Below are 17,240 nucleotides of genomic sequence, written 5' to 3'. Positions count from 1 at the left end.
CCCATAAGGGCACCCTGGAGGTAAATCCAGGGGACTAGTTTGTTTCTAAAAATTAAAGTACTTCTGGAGCAAGTGACACGATCTTCATGAAGCCACCTTCACGCAATTCACGTGCAACTGGGCCAAAGATACGTGTTCCGCGAGGAGTTTTATCTTCACGGATGATAACTGCTGCGTTTTCGTCAAATTTGATGTATGAACCATCAGCACGACGAGCACCTGATTTAGTACGAACGATAACTGCTTTAACAACGTCACCTTTTTTAACCGCACCACCAGGAGTAGCTTGTTTTACAGATGCCACGATAACATCACCGATGTTTGCAAATTTACGTCCTGAACCACCAAGAACTTTGATAGTCAAGATTTCGCGAGCACCGCTGTTGTCTGCGACTTTCAAACGAGTTTCTGTTTGAATCATTTCAGTTTTCTCCTTTCAGGTTTGATTAGATGATGACCGCTTCTTCAACAACTTCTACAAGACGGAAACGTTTTGTAGCTGAAAGCGGACGAGTTTCCATGATACGTACGATATCGCCTTCTTTGGCAACATTGTTTTCATCATGAGCTTTGTATTTTTTAGAGTAGTTAATACGTTTACCATAGACTGGGTGGTTACGTTTTGTTTCAACTACAACTGTGATTGTCTTGTCCATTTTGTCAGATACAACACGTCCAACAAGAACTTTACGATTATTGCGTTCCATTGAAATTTCTCCTTCCCTAGTCTATTATTTCGCTTCAGATTGAACTGTTTTGATACGAGCGATTTGTTTTTTAACTTCTTTCAAGCGAGCTGTTTGTTCCAATTGACCAGTAGCAGCTTGGAAACGAAGTTCAAACAATTCTTTTTTCAATTCGTTTTCGCGCTTCGCGAGTTCTTCTTGAGAAAGACCACGAAGTTCTTTAACAAATTCTTTTACTTCATTAAGTTTCATGCCTTCTCCTTATTCTGCTTCACGTTTTACGAATTTACATTTAACTGGCAATTTGTGGCTAGCAAGACGAAGCGCTTCGCGAGCGATCTCTTCAGATACACCAGCGATTTCGAACATCACTTTACCACGTTTAACTGGTGCTACCCAACCTTCAGGTGCCCCTTTACCAGATCCCATACGCACACCGATAGCTTTAGCAGTGTATGATTTGTGTGGGAAGATTTTAATCCAAACTTTACCACCACGTTTCATGTAACGAGTCATGGCGATACGAGCAGCTTCGATTTGGCGGTTAGTGATCCAGTGGCTAGTTGTAGCTTGAAGACCGTATTCACCGAATGCTACTTCTTTTCCACCTTTTGCTTCACCGCGCATTTTTCCACGGAATTCACGACGGTGTTTAACACGTTTAGGTACTAACATTGGTTATTTACCTCCTTTAGTGTTTTTGCGAGCTGGAAGAACTTCACCACGGTAGATCCATACTTTAACACCGAGTTTACCGTATGTAGTATCTGCTTCTTCCCAAGCGTAATCGATATCTGCACGAAGTGTGTGAAGCGGAACAGTTCCTTCAGAGTATCCTTCAGCACGGGCGATATCTGCACCATTCAAACGACCTGATACTTGAGTTTTGATTCCTTTAGCTCCAGCACGCATTGCACGTTGGATTGCTTGTTTTTGTGCACGACGGAAAGCAACACGTTGCTCCAATTGACGAGCAATACCTTCACCTACAAGGTGAGCATCCAAATCAGGTTGTTTGATTTCGATGATGTTGATGTGTACTTGTTTTCCAGTCAATTTGTTAAGTTTTGCACGGAGTGCATCAACGTTAGCACCACCTTTACCGATAACCATACCTGGTTTAGCAGTGTGAAGTGAAACGTTAACTTTGTTTACTGCGCGTTCGATTTCGATGGTTGAAACTGCTGCGTCAGCAAGTTCTTTTTGAACGAATTTACGGATTGCAAGATCTTCATGAAGGTAATCCGCGTATTCTTTTTCAGCATACCATTTGGCATCCCAATCACGGATGATGCCGACACGCATACCAATTGGATGTACTTTTTGACCCACGATTTTACCTCCTTATTTTTCTGCAACAGCTACAGTGATGTGAGCTGTACGTTTGTTGATTGGTGAAGCTGAACCTTTCGCACGTGGACGGAAACGTTTCATAGTTGGTCCTTCGTTTGCGAATGCTTCAGATACTACCAAGTTAGCTTTATCCAAACCAAAGTTGTTTTCAGCGTTAGCTACAGCTGAGTTCAAAACTTTCAAGATGATTTCAGCAGCTTTGTTTGGAGTGAATGTCAAAATTGCGATTGCATCGGCTACGCTTTTACCACGGATGTTATCAAGAACAAGACGTGATTTACGAGGTGAAACACGTACTGTACGAGCCATTGCTTTAGCTGAAGTAATTTCTGCCATTTATGTTCTCCTTATTTTCTACGTGTTTTCTTGTCGTCTGCAGCGTGACCTTTGTAAGTACGAGTTGGTGCAAATTCACCAAGTTTGTGACCTACCATGTCTTCTTGGATGTAAACAGGTACGTGTTTACGTCCGTCATAAACTGCAATAGTGTAACCAATGAAACTTGGGAAGATCGTTGAACGACGTGACCAAGTTTTAATAACTTTTTTCTTTTCGTCGTTAGCTTGAGCCTCAACTTTTTTCATCAAATGCTCATCGACGAAAGGTCCTTTTTTAAGACTGCGTCCCATTTTTATATTTTCTCCTTTAAATGTTGTACCACAGCGGCTTGCGCTCCTATGGAGCGCTACCGAGCTGGCGGATTTACTAGTCGCTTAAGCGACTAGTTTAATATTATTTCTCGTTGCGACGACGAACGATAAGTTTGTCAGATTTCGCTTTCTTGTTACGAGTTTTAAGACCAAGAGCAGGTTTGCCCCATGGAGTAGATGGCGCTTTACGACCAACTGGTGCTTTACCTTCACCACCACCGTGTGGGTGATCGTTAGGGTTCATTACAGAACCACGAACTGTTGGGCGGATACCTTTCCAACGGCTACGTCCTGCTTTACCAAGGTTTACAAGTCCATGTTGTTCGTTTCCGACAACACCAACTGTAGCACGGCAAGTTCCAAGAATCATACGAACTTCACCTGATTGAAGACGAACAAGAACGTATTTACCTTCAGAACCCAATACTTGAGCAGATGCTCCAGCAGCACGTACCAATTCACCACCACGACCTGGTTTCAACTCGATGTTGTGGATCAAAGTACCAACTGGGATGTTAGCAAGTGGAAGAGCGTTTCCGACTTTGATATCTGCTTCTGGACCTGAAACGATACGTTGACCTACTTCAAGACCTTTTGGAGCGATGATGTATGCTTTCACACCGTCAGTGTAGTGTACAAGAGCGATGTTTGCAGAACGATTTGGATCGTACTCGATTGTTTTAACAACCGCTTCAACGTTGTCTTTGTTACGTTTGAAGTCAACCAAACGGTAGAAACGTTTGTGTCCACCACCTTGGTGACGAACTGTGATACGACCGTTGTTGTTACGACCAGCCTTGCTCTTCAATGCAACAAGCAATGATTTTTCAGGAGTGCTTGTTGTGATTTCAGCGAAATCCAAAGAAGTCATATTACGGCGACCGTTTGTTGTTGGTTTATAAACACGAATTCCCACGATATTTCCTCCTTAGATTATTCAGCTTCAGCAGCAAACAACTCGATTGCTTTAGAATCAGCTGTAAGTGTGATGATAGCTTTTTTAGTTTTGTTAGTAAAACCAGTGTAACGTCCAACACGTTTAGCTTTAGGTTTTACGTTGATTGTGTTAACGTTGGCAACTTTAACACCTTCGAAAGCAGCTTCAACAGCTTGCTTGATCAAAAGTTTGTGTGCACGAGTGTCAACTTCAAATACATATTTCCCTGCTTCAAGTTGAGCCATTGAGCTTTCAGTGATGACAGGTTTTTTGATAACATCATACAAATTCATTATGCAAGAACCTCCTCGATTTTAGAGATAGCTGCTTGTGTGACAAGAAGTTTGTCGCTATTTGCGATGTCAAGAACACTTGCAGTTGTAGCAGTTGCAACTTTCACGTTTGGAAGGTTACGAGCTGAAAGAGCTGCGAATTCATTTCCTTCTTCAAGGATAACAAGAACTTTAGAATCGATGCTCAATGCTGCAAGAACTTTTGCAAATTCAGCAGTTTTTGGAGCTGTAAATGAAAGAGCGTCTACAGCTACGAATTTGTTTTCAGCAACTTTTTCAGAGTAAACTGATTTAAGAGCTAGGCGACGAACTTTTTGTGGAAGTTTGTAGCCATATGAACGTGGAGTTGGTCCGAAGACAACACCACCACCACGCCATTGTGGTGAGCGGATAGAACCTTGACGAGCACGTCCAGTTCCTTTTTGACGCCATGGTTTGCGTCCACCACCTGATACTGCAGAGCGGTTTTTAACAGCGTGTGTTCCTTGACGAAGGCTTGCGCGTTGGCTGATGATCACATCAAACACAACTGATTCATTTGGTTCAATACCAAATACTGCATCGTTAAGAACAACTTGGCCAGCTTCTTTACCAGTTTGGTCAAATAATGTTACGTTTGCCATTATGACTGATTTCCCCTTTCTTTATTATTTACCAGCTTTAACTGCTGATTTGATAGTGATAAGAGATTTCTTAGCACCTGGTACGTTACCTTTGATAAGGATAACGTTCTTTTCTGGAACAACTTGTACAACTTCAAGGTTTTGAATTGTTACGCGGTCGCCACCCATACGTCCTGCAAGGTTTTTACCTTTGAATACGCGGTTAGGTGCAACAGGTCCCATTGAACCTGGACGACGGTGGTAACGAGAACCGTGAGCCATTGGTCCACGTGATTGTCCGTGGCGCTTGATAACACCTTGGAAACCTTTACCTTTAGAAGTACCAGTTACGTCAACAACGTCTCCAGCTGCGAATGTTTCAACTGTAATTTCAGCACCAACTTCCAAGCCTTCAACGTTTTTGAATTCACGAATGAAGCGCTTAGGAGCCGTGTTAGCTTTCGCTACATGTCCTTTAGCAGGTTTGTTGCTCAATACTTCGCGTTTGTCATCGAAACCAACTTGGATAGCGTTGTATCCGTCTGTTTCAACAGTTTTAACTTGAAGAACAACGTTTGGAGTTGCTTCAATAACTGTTACAGGGATCAATTCGCCAGCTTCAGTGAAGATTTGAGTCATTCCCACTTTTTTCCCTAAGATTCCTTTTGTCATGAGAAAATAGTTCCTTTTCTATATTTTTTATTCAAAAAGTTTTTAACGAGCGTTTTTTATGCTCAAGGTATCAAGCTTTAGATTAAAGTTTGATTTCTACGTTTACACCACTTGGAAGATCCAATTTCATCAAAGCATCAACTGTTTTTTGAGTTGGGTTAACGATATCGATCAAACGTTTGTGTGTACGCATTTCAAATTGTTCGCGAGAGTCTTTATATTTGTGAGTCGCACGAATGATTGTGTAGAGGCTACGTTCAGTTGGAAGTGGGATTGGACCCGCAACTTGTGCACCTGTACGAGTAGCTGATTCTACGATTTTTGCAGCCGCTGTATCAAGCGTACGGTGTTCGTAAGCTTTCAAACGGATACGGATTTTTTTGTTTGCCATCTTTTTCTCCTTTTCGTCTATTTAAGATAATAGGCTAGCTCCACAAGAAAACCGACGCGGTGTTGCGTGGCAATGCAACCGAGCGTGTCGCAACCTCTTGCATCAAAGCTAAGACTGTAATTTACAGCACCATAATAGAATAACACAAAGCCCCTGCGATTGCAAGGGATTCGTTGCTGTTTTTTAAAATTTTTAACATGAAAATGTTTTCTTTTTTGATAGGTCATTTATTTAAATATTCTATGGAAAAAAGTTACTCTCTCTTCACCTGTTCATAGCTTTCTTTTCCGTCATTGAGCTTATCCCAAATCACTACTTGCCCACCTTTGAGGGATTTTTGCACATCGATAATTCGTTGATTGGACGAACCTCGAAACTGGAGCATGAGATTTCTCTTAGTTCGATCATATCGTCCATCTACAAGGATGTCAATTAGCGATAAGAGTTCCAATTTGTCTGGAGTTTCCAACATCATTTCTTCCCATGTATAGCCCGTCCAGGACCAGATATCTTTATCTGACAATTCCTTCCGAATCCGCTTAACGAGTGGCAAGAGGATTCCTGTATTAAGGAAGGGTTCTCCTCCCAGCAAGGTCAATCCTTGAACATAGGGTTGGGCAAGGTCTGCCATAATCTGCTCTTCTAACTCTGCCGTATAGGGAATGCCAGCATTGAAAGACCAGGTCGCTACATTATAACACCCCTCGCAGTGAAACATGCAGCCTGATACATAGAGAGAGTTGCGCACGCCTTCGCCGTCCACAAAGTTAAAGGCCTTGTAATCAATAATCCGACCTTGACTGAGTTCCTCGCTTTTCCATTCTTGTGGTTTTGGATTATTCATTCGCTACCTCTATCCAATAACGCTCAACTCCATTACGAACATCCTCAAGGAGCCCACCATTTGCTAGAATGACTACTCTGCTGGCAGGATTATTCACGCTACAGGTTACAAGAGCTTTCTTAATATTCTTTTCCTTAGCAACTTGCAAGCCCTGACGAAGAGTTTCTTTCGCATAACCTTTGCCTCTTTCTGATGGACGAATGGAGTAGCCAATGTGACCACCTTCTTCTAGTAGAAAGTTACTGAGGCGCAACCGGAGATTAAGAAATCCAATTGCTTTACCTTTCACAGAAAAAGCTACTAACTGAATTGCGGGAACCCATCCTTCAGTCAAATTAATCCCCATTTCCTGATTCTGATTACTTTCCAACCATTCCTCGTAAGAAAAATTTTCTGTATCCCAGAAACCACCGTCGTGAGGCGACTGATATTTTTCAAACTCTGCCATCATCTCTAAAACTGTTTCTTTATCTGCTAATCTTGGTCTGCGTAATTCCATCCTTACCTCCCACTAAGATAAAAGCGAGAGCTGACTCTCACTTTTATTTCTTCTTATTCTTGTTTAAAAATTGTTCTTTGAGGTTGAGCAAGCGTTCTTTCTTACCAGCTCCACCTTTAGAGTGTTTCTCGTGATAACGGGTCACTTGTGCGCGCCCCTTATCGTCTAATTGATATTTTCCCATTTTATTTCTTTCTAATTTATTACTTGGTGGCCAGCTATTTTAATCGTTGAGCCATTCATATGTTTGACACGCGCAGCGATTTCCTTGTGACGGCCGTTAACCATAGGTCTCGCTTGAGGATTGCCTAAATAGCCACAAGTCCGTTTAACAACGTCTACTGTTTTAGGGTCACTATTGCCACAGTTTGGACAAGCAAACCCTCTATCAGTTGGTTCAAAATCCCCTTCAAAATCACACTTGTAGCAACGGTCAATTGGAGTATTGGTCCCCAAATAACCCACACGGTCATAAGCATAATCCCACACAGCTTCCAAGGCCTTGGGATTTTGCTGGAGGACTGGATACTCACAATAATGGATGAAACCACCTGACGCACCTGCTTCTGGATAGATTTTTTCAAAATCCAGTTTTTCAAACGGTGTTGGATTTTTACGAACATCGTAGTGGAAAGAGTTGGTATAGTATTCCTTGTCTGTAATATCAGGAATAGAACCAAACTTGTCTGTATCTAGTCGACAGAAACGGTCTGTCAAACTTTCAGATGGTGTTGAGTAGATAGAGAAATGATAGCCATATTGGTCAGACCACTCTTCTACACGGCGTTTCATATCGCGAATGATGTCTAGCGTGAATTCCTTAGCATCTGGATTACTTTCCCAGCTGTTACCAAAGAAAACAGTCGCTACTTCATACAAGCCGATATAGCCCAGCGAAACTGTCGCTCGACGATTCTTAAAGAGCTGGTCAACATTTTCTTCTTTACCTAGACGATGGCCAAAAGCGCCGTACTGATAGAGGATAGGAGCATTTGCTGGTGTCGCTTCTTTGGTACGTTCGACACGGTAAACCAGAGCATCTTCTGCGATATTCATACGTTCGTTGAATATTTCCCAGAACTTATTCATGTCGCCCTCAGACTCGAGGGCGATACGAGGTAAGTTAACTGTCACGACACCCAGGTTCATCCGACCTGAATTGACTTCTACACCATTCTCATCCTTCCATCCTTGGAGGAAGGAGCGACAACCCATAGGAACCTTGAAGGAACCTGTCAGTTCGATAATCTTATCATAGGACAAGACATCTGGGTACATCCGCTTGGTTGCACACTCAAGAGCCAACTGTTTGATGTCGTAGTTGGGAGTCCCTTCCTCTAAGTTGAGTCCTCTTTTAAGCGTGAAGATAAGTTTAGGGAAGATAGCTGTACGATGTTCTGAACCAAGACCCTTAATGCGAATGTTTAAAATAGCCTTTTGAATTTCTCGCTCAAAACGATTGGTTCCTAGACCAAAACCTAGCGAAGTAAAAGGTGTTTGTCCGTTTGAAGTGAAGAGAGTATTGATTTCATACTCTAAAGATTGCATGGCATCGTAGATGTCCTTTTGCGTTTTCTTCCAAGCGTAATCTTCCCGTTTTTCAGGCAAAACCCATTCTTCTGCATCCTTGAGGTGTTTTTGGTAATTCTTCTCTGCATAAGGCGCCAAAACTTCATCGATGCGGTCAGCTGAACAACCTCCGTACTGGCTAGAAGCAACGTTGGCGATGATTTGGGAAATCTGGGCTGTTGCAGTCTGGATAGATTTAGGACTCTCTACCTCTGCATTTCCAATCTTAAAACCATTGTCCAGCATACCCTTGAAATCAATCAAACAGCAGTTGGTCATAGGTGTATAGGGGCTGTAGTCCAAATCATGATAGTGGATATCCCCCTTTTGGTGGGCATTGGCTACATGCTTAGGAAGCATTTGCAGTCCGATTGATTTCCCAACAATGCCTGCTGTCAAATCGCGCTGGGTGTTAAAGACATCACTGTCTTTATTAGCATTTTCATTGACAACTGCCTGGTCTTTGTTGAGAAGTTTATGGATGCTAAAGTTGATATCTGTCGCTTTTGAGCGCTCAAAATCCCTCTGTGTCCGATAAGTGATATATTCCTCAGCTAGCGCATATTCTTTGGCTTCAAGGAGTTCATGTTCTACGATATTTTGAATTTCGTAAATCTTAACTCCCTTTGGAAAGCGACTATGAATTTCTGTGACAATACGCTCAGTCAGAGCATTTAGGCGCTTTTCGACTAAGGGTGTCACGTCCATAACCTTGTCTGCCGCCTTGTGGAGAGCCTTGTCAATCTTGTCCACATCAAACACAACACGTCTCCCATCTCGTTTTTCAACGAAAAGGGTTGGTAGGGTTGTAATTTTTTCTTCTAGTGCAATCATATGCATGCTCTTTTCTAAAATGTTCTTTCTAAAAAGTATTATACCACTCTAAAAAGAAAAATCAATATCTTGTGTTAAAAATCCTAATTTTTTTAAAAATACACAAGATGTTGATTTTCTTATTTAATTTTATAAACTTTAAACTCTGAGTAATCGGTCTTTACTTGTTGGTAATTTTCTTTCAAGATTGTTTCTACTTCAGACCAGACTTCCACCTTGTCATTCACCACAATCATCTTGGGTTGTTTTTCTTTCAAGTCATTGATCAAGGTAGTTTTGTTTTCTTCTGTACTCATGTAAAGAAGAGGCGATGGGAACATGGATCCAGCCAAACGCTGGCTTTCCTTATAGATCTGAACATGAGAATCCCAGATATAGATTTGGTCCCCCTCACTTGTCTCTTGTTTGACTCTATCTACTACTTGATGTTGTTCTTCATACGAAGCTGGATGCAAGACAAAACGAGCTACAAAAGGAACTGCAATTAGATAAACCACTACTAGAATCGGTAGGTAGAGATTTCCCTTCATAAATTTTTTCCATAAAGTTGGAACTTCCTCTCTTCTCCGACGACGTGCTATTCTTCCCGAGTGTTCCCCACGAATACTGGTTATCAAAAGAAGGAGTAAAAATGGAAGGATTAGAATCCAACGCGAACCGTGAAGAGGTTCTTGAGAAAAAAGCAACAAGGCTAGTACAAATAAGAAAACAAAGCTAGCTGGTACTGAGATGACATATAATCTAGATGCTTTAGTTTGGAACAAACCGAGAAAAATAAGAATGAAAGCTCCTAATCCAAAGGTTAATAGACCATAAAATAAAGCATTCTCTACTAACTGGGGATTAGCAAAAATACGCATGGAAGTAAATGGATACAAAAATCTACTTAAAGCCTCTCCAAAACCTCCTGAAATGATGACATAGTAGCCTAAAGGATAAAATAGGAGAGAGAAACCAAGTGCTGCCGCAAAAAATTGATAAATCCCATGTATAAAGCGTCCATGTCCAACATTAAAGACAAATAAACCTATCATTACTACTACAGTAAAGAGAAGGCTTGTAAGGGGCTCTATGAAAAATGATAGAGCTAAGAAAATCCCCAAACGTAGAAATCCCTTGTCATGGTTAGGATTTGATAGATAACGCGCTACTAAAGAAAAGCCTGCAAATAAGAATGGAAGAGCTAAAATCGTAGCATAGCCTCCTCCAAAACCTATACCAGATACCAAAATATAAAATATCGTTAGGAGTTGCTTAGCTTGATCCCTTTGCCCTGTCAAATTGTCGGTTGAAGAAAAGAGGAAGTAGCCTCCTCCTAAGAGGGCTAGCCATTCTACCAAGGCAAAAAGAATGCCTCCTTGGGTAATGTAAAGTAGTAAATAATAAAGAAGACCTTGACCAGCATAATAACTACTGTATAGCTGTCCTCCCTGATGCAAAGCCCACCCAATATACAAATCCTGCGCCTGAGAGGGACTTACCATATCTAAAAGTAAAGGAACCACCACAGAAAAAACCGTTACAATCGTACTTCCAATGATGAGTCTGAAGAACGGGAAAGCTACCTGCTCTTCTTTTTCCAGGTTCGATTCAAGGTTCCTATCCAGTCTATTTTCAATTTCATTACTCTGTATCGTTTCGGATACTTCTTCTATTCTGCCATATACAGCCATGTCGTTTCTCCTATTCAATTTATCTGTCTTAGTATATCAAAAAGACCTTGAATTGTCAGCTTGCGATGGCTGTTTGAGTGATTTTTTACATAGTTTCACAAAGGTTTCAATTTCTCGAAATCGGTGTAAATGTGTCTGTTTAAATGTCGTGATATAGTTCAATTCTTTCTGAGTTAGCATCTTTCCTCCTACATCTTCTTATTCGTAAAAGGCAAGAAAAATAGGACTGGTTTGTGTCCTAAGTCCTAGATTTCTTATAAGATTGGGGCAAATAACTGGGCAATTTCCTTAATCAATTTTTGATACCAGCTATTTTTTATCGTATGAGCAAAAATTTCTTGCGATGCTGAAAAAATCTCTTGAAAATCTTTTTGAATCTCAGTGATTGATTCTGTTTTATATAGCAAGACTGCATTTTCATAGTGGTGAAGCAAACTTCTATAATCTAAGTTAATGGTCCCAACTACAGCAAAGTCCTTATCCACTAGGATTTGTTTACTGTGGATGAAGCCTGGACTATACTCAAAAATCCTAACTCCTGCTGACAACAAATCCGGATAGGCCCCTCTTGTGATGAGTTGGATTAATTTTTTATCCGGAATAAAAGGGGTCACGATGCGGACATCAACACCTCTCATAGCCGCGTTTTTAATACTCTCTGTTAAATCATAGTCAATAATCAAATAGGGCGTTGTAATATAGACTGAATCAGTAGCCTGATTAATCAAACTTTGATAGACTTTTTTCCCTACCTGAGTACGGAAGATGGGCTTGGGTCCACTACCGTAAGGAATGCAGAACCCTTGGCCAGAACAAGGCTGATTTTCCAAGTGATACTGGTCAAAATCACTGATTTCCCCACGATTGATGTACCAAGTCATCAAAAAGAGACGGGTTAGAGACTTGACGCCAGGGCCATCTAAGCGAATCCCACTATCCTTCCAATAGCCAAAACGTTCTACATGATTGATATACTCATCAGCTAAGTTAATGCCTCCTGTATAAGCTACCTGACCATCTATGACAAGGATTTTACGATGGTCCCGATTATTATAAGCTACCGTCAAACGAGGAATCACCTTATTAAACTTATGGGCTTCAATTCCTCGACTACGAAGCTGAATGGTATAATCTCCAGGTAAAGTCGCCATACAGCCGATATCATCATAGAGCATCTTGACCTCGACTCCCTGAGCTGCCTTTTGCTCTAGTATATCTAGTATACTATTCCACATCAGACCTTCTTCAACAATATAATACTCTAAAAAGATAAACTTTTCAGCTTTCTTGAGATCTTCCAGCATATGTTGCCACATGCTTTCACCTGAAGAAAAGAATTGTGAGTCGGTTCGATCATACACATCAGCATTGCTATCCATACTCAACAAAGATTTGATAACTCCGTAAGCTGCCTTATCATCTTCCTTCAATTTCTGGCGGAGTGCTTTACTGTTATCCTCCCGAAAATGCATGGAACCAAGTCTGTCCAACTGCTTGATTTCTTTTTTGGACAATCGCCTTTCCCCGAACATCAGATAGAGCAGGGGGCCAATGATAGGAATAAAAGTTACCACTAACCACATTACTTTGCTTTCAGGTGTCATAGAACGATTGACAATCGCGACAATAGTCGCCATACTCATAATGATTAAGAGAATCACCCAAAGAATAGGGGCCATTCGCCCTAAATAAAGAAAGAGACCAAAAACAAGAGAAAGTTCAAGTAGCATAATCAAAAGACTAAAGCCATACTTGGACATCAATAGTTGAAATTTCCTATATTTCATATCCCCTCCTTGATATTTTGAATGCTAAAAACAGGTAATTGATACTAGTATAACTCAGGTATTCGACAGAAGGCAAGTATTTATGATCATTTTTCTGACTAAAAGCAAAAGAGACCGAAAAATCCGGTCTCCTCCTAGTCTATTTTGATAAAACGATTTGATCCGATGGGTCTCTATCCATATCATCTACAACGATTTGATTACCGTTTACAGTGTAAATTTTAGCATCATCGCCAATAATCATGCGTTGATTTGTTGCATCAAATGTAACCTGTTTGACTTTCTGATCCCCGTCAGATTCGAGCTCAGTCCATGTACCAGTAGTTCCAGTTACCACTAAAGTGATACGGTCTCCGTCATCCTGACCAGTATAAGTTCCATCAATATTAGTTGGTTGGGCTGTAACTGTATTTTGTGAAGAACTTGTTGCTGCCTGGTTTGTATTTTCTGTAGAAGATGAAGCAGCAGGTTGTGATTGCTGAGTTTGTTGAGTTTGCGATTGAGCTGCTGGTTGTTGAACCTGTTGAGTTCTCTGTGAACAAGCTACTAAGAGACTAAGACTTGCTAGAGAAGCAAGAGAAAGTGTGAATCTTTTTAATTTCATGATGAATTTCCTTTCTTCTACCAATTTAGAGCAATTTTCTTCTAACTGGCAGTTCCCCTAGTATAACAAGTTCAAAAAAGGAGGTCAATTTATCTGCTCATGCTCCTGTAGGTGACTCCGTACTTCTGAGATAAAATAGAGAGAGCCTGTAATGAACAACAAGTCCTGCGTATCTGCCCTTTCTTCAAAACCGCTGATAAGTTCTCGGTAAGAAGGAATCACATCGTAACCTATTACATCTGTCTCCTCCAGAGCCCCTTGATAGTCAAAGCCGGTCACCTTGAGTTCCACCTGAGGTAAATTTTCAGTCAGATAACCCAACATCCCTTGATAATCCTTACGTTTCAAGGCTCCAAATAGGATTTGAGGATGATAACCTTCCTGCTCTTTTTCTTTGATAAACTCCACCAGGCGAGTCAAGGCAGGAAGATTATGAGCACCGTCCAAGTAAATTTGAGGACGAATACGCTCCAAACGCCCAGCCCAATGAGTCTGTTTCAAGGCCTCTCTTACAACCTGCTCATCAACAACTTCCTTTTCTTCCCTCATAAAGAGAAGAAATGCTTGCAATGCCAAGGCTGCATTTTCCTGCTGATAGGCTCCTTCCAAGCCTATTTTCAGCTGTGAGTGGATTCCTAAAGAACTTGAAAAATCGCCATTCAGCATTGAAAAATTTTGACCTGCCTGATAAAGGTCAACAGCTAAAAATCCTGCTTTTTTCTGACAGACAAGCCTAGCTTCTGGAGGCAATTTCGCAATCACTGCCTTCTTACCAGCCTTAAAAATACCAGCTTTCTGCTCTGCAATTGCTGCTATACTGTCACCCAGAGTCTCCTGATGATCAAGTCCGATGGAGGTGATGACAGCAATCTCTCCAGTTACCACATTGGTCGTGTCAAGTAAGCCGCCAATTCCCACTTCTAATAAAACCAAATCCACCTCTTGCTCCCTAAAATAGAGAAAAGCAATCAAGGTCAGTAATTCAAAAAAGGACAACTGGTCATGGGTTTGCAAAAGTGTCTTTTCCATCTCCTTGACCTGCTCAGCCAAACGGATGAAGTCTACGTCAGCTATTGGTTCCCCGTTAATGCAGATTCGGTCATTGATGGAGATGATATGAGGAGAGGTAAAGGTCGCAACTTTTTTGCCATGCCCCATAAATAACTCCCTCATAAAAGCAATGGTAGAGCCTTTTCCATTAGTCCCAGTGACGTGGATAATAGGGTAAGACTGCTCAGGATTTCCTAACAAATCCACCGCTTGCTGCATTCGGCCCAAACCTGATCGAAAATTCAAACCAATCCGACTATGGAGCCATTCTTCAACTTCAAACATATACATCTCCTTGACAAATGTCCAACCAACTACCACATCAAAGCATGATAAGTAACAAAAACGAGGCCAGGATTTTCGTCCCAACCTCTTACCTGGTTAGCTAATAACTAGCTACTATAAATGTTAATCTGGGGTAAAACATCCACTGGATATACCTGCGTTTCTATTTTCTAGCGCAGGGCTAAACACGTCTACAAGACGTTCAACTCTTCTAATTTCTAGGAGTTGGGCTCACAACATCCACTGGACTTACTGACGATTTTTATTTTTAGCGTCAGGCTAAAAACGTCCCCCGGACGTTTTTACTCCTCCATAAAGCTGTTGAAAACTTCTTCAATCATGTTCCATTCGTCTTCTGAGTCTTCTGGGATTGGTTGCAATTCACCTTCTGTTCCATCTTCGTTTTCGATGAATGAGTAAGCTTGGATTTCAACTTGTCCGTCTTCGTCTTCTTCTGCGTTAACTGGTACTAGAAGAACATAGTTTTTACCAAATTCTTCTTTTCCGTCAATCGTCAAAAGGATTTCAAACAAGGTTTCGTTTCCTTGCTCATCTACTAGTGTGATTAGTTCACGTTCTTCGTGTTCGTGGTTATGATCGTGTGACATAGCCTCTCCTTATATTAAAATTTTCTATCTAAATAATTTTGTAAAATCAGCTGAGCTGCTAACTTATCAATGACTTTCTTACGCTTATTGCGACTGATATCTGCTTGTTCAATCAACATGCGCTCTGCAGCAACTGTTGTCAAGCGTTCATCTTGATAATCTACTGGTAAACCAAAAAGTTCTTCTAACTTTGCTCCGTAGGCTTGACTAGCTTCCACGCGCGGTCCGCTTGTATTGTTCATGTTTTTAGGCAAGCCCACTACAAATCGCTCCACCTTATAAGTATCAACCAACTCCTTAACGCGATCAAAACCAAATTGGCCTTGCTCCTCATTGATTTGGATGATTTCAAGTCCTTGAGCTGTAAAACCGAGCGGATCACTGATGGCCACCCCTACCGTTTTTGAACCGACGTCCAATCCCATAATTCTCATAGGTTATAGATCGACTCCTTGTCCTTTAAGGTAGTAGCGGACCAATTCCTCAACGATTTCATCACGCTCATACTTACGGATTTGATTTCGTGCATTATTATAACGAGGAACGTAGGCAGGGTCTCCACTCAATACGTAACCTACGATTTGGTTAATTGGGTTGTAGCCCTTATCGTTCAACGAAGCATAGACATCAGTCAAAGTTTCGCTAATTTCTTTTTTATTGGAATCGTCCAATTTAAAACGTACTGTTTCTTCAGTAAATCCCATTCTAACACCCTCTTTCCTTAGAATAGTACCATTATAGCATAATTCCTTACCTTCTACAATTCAGGCAGTCTATTTATTTGGATTTTCTATTGTTCTGTCGCGCCATTGGCCAATCTGTCTGAAATATATTTGCTTGGTTCATTCTTCAAGAGATTTTCTAAACCAATGTTCTTCAGATACTCAGTCTGAGAAGCCTTCTTGACATCCAAAACTTGAAAATCATAACTAGTCGTTGTTTGAAGTTCTGTTGCACTTAATAATTTGGTTTCAAGCTTAAAGCCTGCCAATTTACGAGCTTCTATGATGGATTCATCTTTCTCTTCCGCCTCGAGAAGAGCTTTTTGAGTTTCTTCCACTCCATGTTGGTCAATATAAGTCTTCAGCTCATCTGAGACTGGACGCTTTTGTTGAATAGTTAGGCTCAAAAAAGTCTTGTCTTTATAAGTAATTGTTTGGGTTTGCTGGCTACCATCATCTGACTTGGGCAAGACCAAAGTCTTGGTTACAACTGTATTCTTCTCGGCATTTTCAATAACTGGCAATGCTGACTGAAGCGTATCCTTTTCTGTTTTTGTAGCTGTTGCAGTTTCTTTTTTCTGCCCACAACCAGCCAGGACAAAAAGGAAAGCTAGACTAACAAGAACAATTTTTTTCATTTCTCTCTTCTTTCTTTTTCAGATTAAAACAGAACAAGACTGAGAATTGCTCCCAGCCTTGATGTTTATAGAGCTGCACGCAGACGTGCTTCTGCATTTTCTACATTACGGACAGAGCGTGGTAGGAAGGCACGAATATCGTCTTCCTTATAGCCAACTTGTAGGCGTTTTTCATCCACAAGGATTGGGCTCTTTAAAATTCTCGGCGTTTCCATAATCAGATTGAGGACTTCATTGACACTCAAATCTTCAATATCCACTCCAAGGGCTTTGGCATAGCGATTTTTAGATGAGACGATGCTGGCTATTCCGTTATCTGTTTTGGTCAGAATATCCAGTAATTCTTCTCTCGTAATTCCTTCTTTACCAAGGTTTTGTTCTTTATAACTTAACTGGTGGGCATTGAGCCAGGTTTTTGCTTTTTTACAGCTAGTACAACTTGAGACTGTATAAATTTTAATCATGTACCTACCCCTTTCGCTACATGTTACTATCAGTTTAGTCTATTATACCATAAAAAACATCCGACTTGCGACCTATTTT

25 protein-coding genes are annotated in these 17,240 nt (G+C 41.0%); all 25 read right to left on the bottom strand.

What is annotated here, in order from left to right; translation table 11 throughout:
• Positions 1-52: 52 nt before the first annotated feature.
• Positions 53-421 (bottom strand): 50S ribosomal protein L14, encoded by a 369-nt coding sequence (gene rplN / locus ACORHU_RS00930; RefSeq protein ID WP_000616545.1) that lies wholly within the window; start codon positions 419-421, stop codon positions 53-55.
• A 25-nt stretch (positions 422-446) separates the two neighbouring features.
• The gene (gene rpsQ / locus ACORHU_RS00925) at positions 447-707 is read right to left on the bottom strand and encodes a 30S ribosomal protein S17 (protein ID WP_000440801.1); all 261 of its coding nucleotides are present in this window, start codon (positions 705-707) and stop codon (positions 447-449) included.
• Positions 708-731: 24 nt separating this feature from the next.
• On the bottom strand, positions 732-938 hold the full coding sequence (rpmC, locus tag ACORHU_RS00920) for a 50S ribosomal protein L29 (protein ID WP_000772918.1): 207 nt from the start codon (positions 936-938) through the stop codon (positions 732-734).
• Between the two features lie 9 nt (positions 939-947).
• On the bottom strand, positions 948-1,361 hold the full coding sequence (gene rplP, locus ACORHU_RS00915) for a 50S ribosomal protein L16 (RefSeq protein ID WP_000960946.1): 414 nt from the start codon (positions 1,359-1,361) through the stop codon (positions 948-950).
• Positions 1,362-1,364: 3 nt separating this feature from the next.
• Entirely contained in the window at positions 1,365-2,018 is a 654-nt protein-coding gene (rpsC, locus tag ACORHU_RS00910; protein WP_000529936.1) for a 30S ribosomal protein S3, read from the bottom strand.
• Between the two features lie 12 nt (positions 2,019-2,030).
• Positions 2,031-2,375, bottom strand: coding sequence for a 50S ribosomal protein L22 (gene rplV, locus ACORHU_RS00905; protein WP_000818137.1), 345 nt, complete (start codon positions 2,373-2,375; stop codon positions 2,031-2,033).
• 11 nt (positions 2,376-2,386) lie between these two features.
• A complete protein-coding gene (gene rpsS, locus ACORHU_RS00900; protein ID WP_000533766.1) occupies positions 2,387-2,668 on the bottom strand; it encodes a 30S ribosomal protein S19 in 282 nt (93 codons plus the stop codon).
• Between the two features lie 103 nt (positions 2,669-2,771).
• Positions 2,772-3,605, bottom strand: coding sequence for a 50S ribosomal protein L2 (gene rplB, locus ACORHU_RS00895; protein ID WP_000512911.1), 834 nt, complete (start codon positions 3,603-3,605; stop codon positions 2,772-2,774).
• A 17-nt stretch (positions 3,606-3,622) separates the two neighbouring features.
• A complete protein-coding gene (locus ACORHU_RS00890) occupies positions 3,623-3,919 on the bottom strand; it encodes a 50S ribosomal protein L23 (protein WP_001055347.1) in 297 nt (98 codons plus the stop codon).
• Positions 3,919-4,542 (bottom strand): 50S ribosomal protein L4, encoded by a 624-nt coding sequence (gene rplD / locus ACORHU_RS00885; RefSeq protein ID WP_000024537.1) that lies wholly within the window; start codon positions 4,540-4,542, stop codon positions 3,919-3,921. The genes ACORHU_RS00890 and rplD overlap by 1 nt, the downstream gene beginning before the upstream one ends.
• A gap of 24 nt (positions 4,543-4,566) precedes the next feature.
• Positions 4,567-5,193, bottom strand: a complete 627-nt coding sequence (gene rplC, locus ACORHU_RS00880; protein ID WP_000160197.1) for a 50S ribosomal protein L3 — start codon at positions 5,191-5,193, stop codon at positions 4,567-4,569.
• Between the two features lie 82 nt (positions 5,194-5,275).
• A complete protein-coding gene (gene rpsJ, locus ACORHU_RS00875; RefSeq protein WP_001284513.1) occupies positions 5,276-5,584 on the bottom strand; it encodes a 30S ribosomal protein S10 in 309 nt (102 codons plus the stop codon).
• Positions 5,585-5,837: 253 nt separating this feature from the next.
• Entirely contained in the window at positions 5,838-6,428 is a 591-nt protein-coding gene (nrdG, locus tag ACORHU_RS00870) for an anaerobic ribonucleoside-triphosphate reductase activating protein (RefSeq protein WP_001064219.1), read from the bottom strand.
• Entirely contained in the window at positions 6,421-6,927 is a 507-nt protein-coding gene (locus ACORHU_RS00865; RefSeq protein ID WP_173277638.1) for a GNAT family N-acetyltransferase, read from the bottom strand. Before ACORHU_RS00865 ends, nrdG begins: the two co-directional genes overlap by 8 nt.
• A 43-nt stretch (positions 6,928-6,970) precedes the next feature.
• Positions 6,971-7,111 (bottom strand): hypothetical protein, encoded by a 141-nt coding sequence (locus ACORHU_RS00860; protein WP_000521615.1) that lies wholly within the window; start codon positions 7,109-7,111, stop codon positions 6,971-6,973.
• 11 nt (positions 7,112-7,122) lie between these two features.
• Complete coding sequence (gene nrdD, locus ACORHU_RS00855) at positions 7,123-9,330, bottom strand: anaerobic ribonucleoside-triphosphate reductase (RefSeq protein WP_173277640.1); 2,208 nt, start codon at positions 9,328-9,330, stop codon at positions 7,123-7,125.
• A 119-nt stretch (positions 9,331-9,449) separates the two neighbouring features.
• Entirely contained in the window at positions 9,450-11,003 is a 1,554-nt protein-coding gene (locus tag ACORHU_RS00850; protein ID WP_434364561.1) for a damage-inducible protein CinA, read from the bottom strand.
• 254 nt (positions 11,004-11,257) lie between these two features.
• A complete protein-coding gene (gene cls, locus ACORHU_RS00845) occupies positions 11,258-12,790 on the bottom strand; it encodes a cardiolipin synthase (protein WP_434364560.1) in 1,533 nt (510 codons plus the stop codon).
• Positions 12,791-12,929: 139 nt separating this feature from the next.
• A complete protein-coding gene (locus ACORHU_RS00840) occupies positions 12,930-13,394 on the bottom strand; it encodes an SP_0198 family lipoprotein (protein WP_434364559.1) in 465 nt (154 codons plus the stop codon).
• Positions 13,395-13,478: 84 nt separating this feature from the next.
• Entirely contained in the window at positions 13,479-14,729 is a 1,251-nt protein-coding gene (locus ACORHU_RS00835; RefSeq protein ID WP_434364558.1) for a folylpolyglutamate synthase/dihydrofolate synthase family protein, read from the bottom strand.
• 302 nt (positions 14,730-15,031) lie between these two features.
• Entirely contained in the window at positions 15,032-15,337 is a 306-nt protein-coding gene (locus tag ACORHU_RS00830; RefSeq protein WP_000017626.1) for a DUF1292 domain-containing protein, read from the bottom strand.
• Positions 15,338-15,351: 14 nt separating this feature from the next.
• Positions 15,352-15,771 carry a Holliday junction resolvase RuvX gene (gene ruvX, locus ACORHU_RS00825; protein ID WP_004239076.1) on the bottom strand — a complete coding sequence of 140 codons (420 nt, stop codon included), beginning with the start codon at positions 15,769-15,771 and terminating at the stop codon, positions 15,352-15,354.
• A 3-nt stretch (positions 15,772-15,774) separates the two neighbouring features.
• Positions 15,775-16,041, bottom strand: a complete 267-nt coding sequence (locus ACORHU_RS00820; protein ID WP_000507059.1) for an IreB family regulatory phosphoprotein — start codon at positions 16,039-16,041, stop codon at positions 15,775-15,777.
• 86 nt (positions 16,042-16,127) lie between these two features.
• Complete coding sequence (locus ACORHU_RS00815) at positions 16,128-16,697, bottom strand: SP0191 family lipoprotein (RefSeq protein WP_000725125.1); 570 nt, start codon at positions 16,695-16,697, stop codon at positions 16,128-16,130.
• A gap of 65 nt (positions 16,698-16,762) precedes the next feature.
• Positions 16,763-17,161: a transcriptional regulator Spx gene (gene spx / locus ACORHU_RS00810; RefSeq protein ID WP_000591165.1), complete on the bottom strand. Its 399-nt coding sequence runs from the start codon at positions 17,159-17,161 to the stop codon at positions 16,763-16,765.
• Between the last annotated feature and the right edge of the window lie 79 nt (positions 17,162-17,240).

Origin of the sequence: Streptococcus sp. KHUD_015 (genome assembly GCF_051106265.1) — a bacterium.
Taxonomy (GTDB): domain Bacteria; phylum Bacillota; class Bacilli; order Lactobacillales; family Streptococcaceae; genus Streptococcus.
This window is presented reverse-complemented; position numbering and strand designations above follow the sequence as displayed.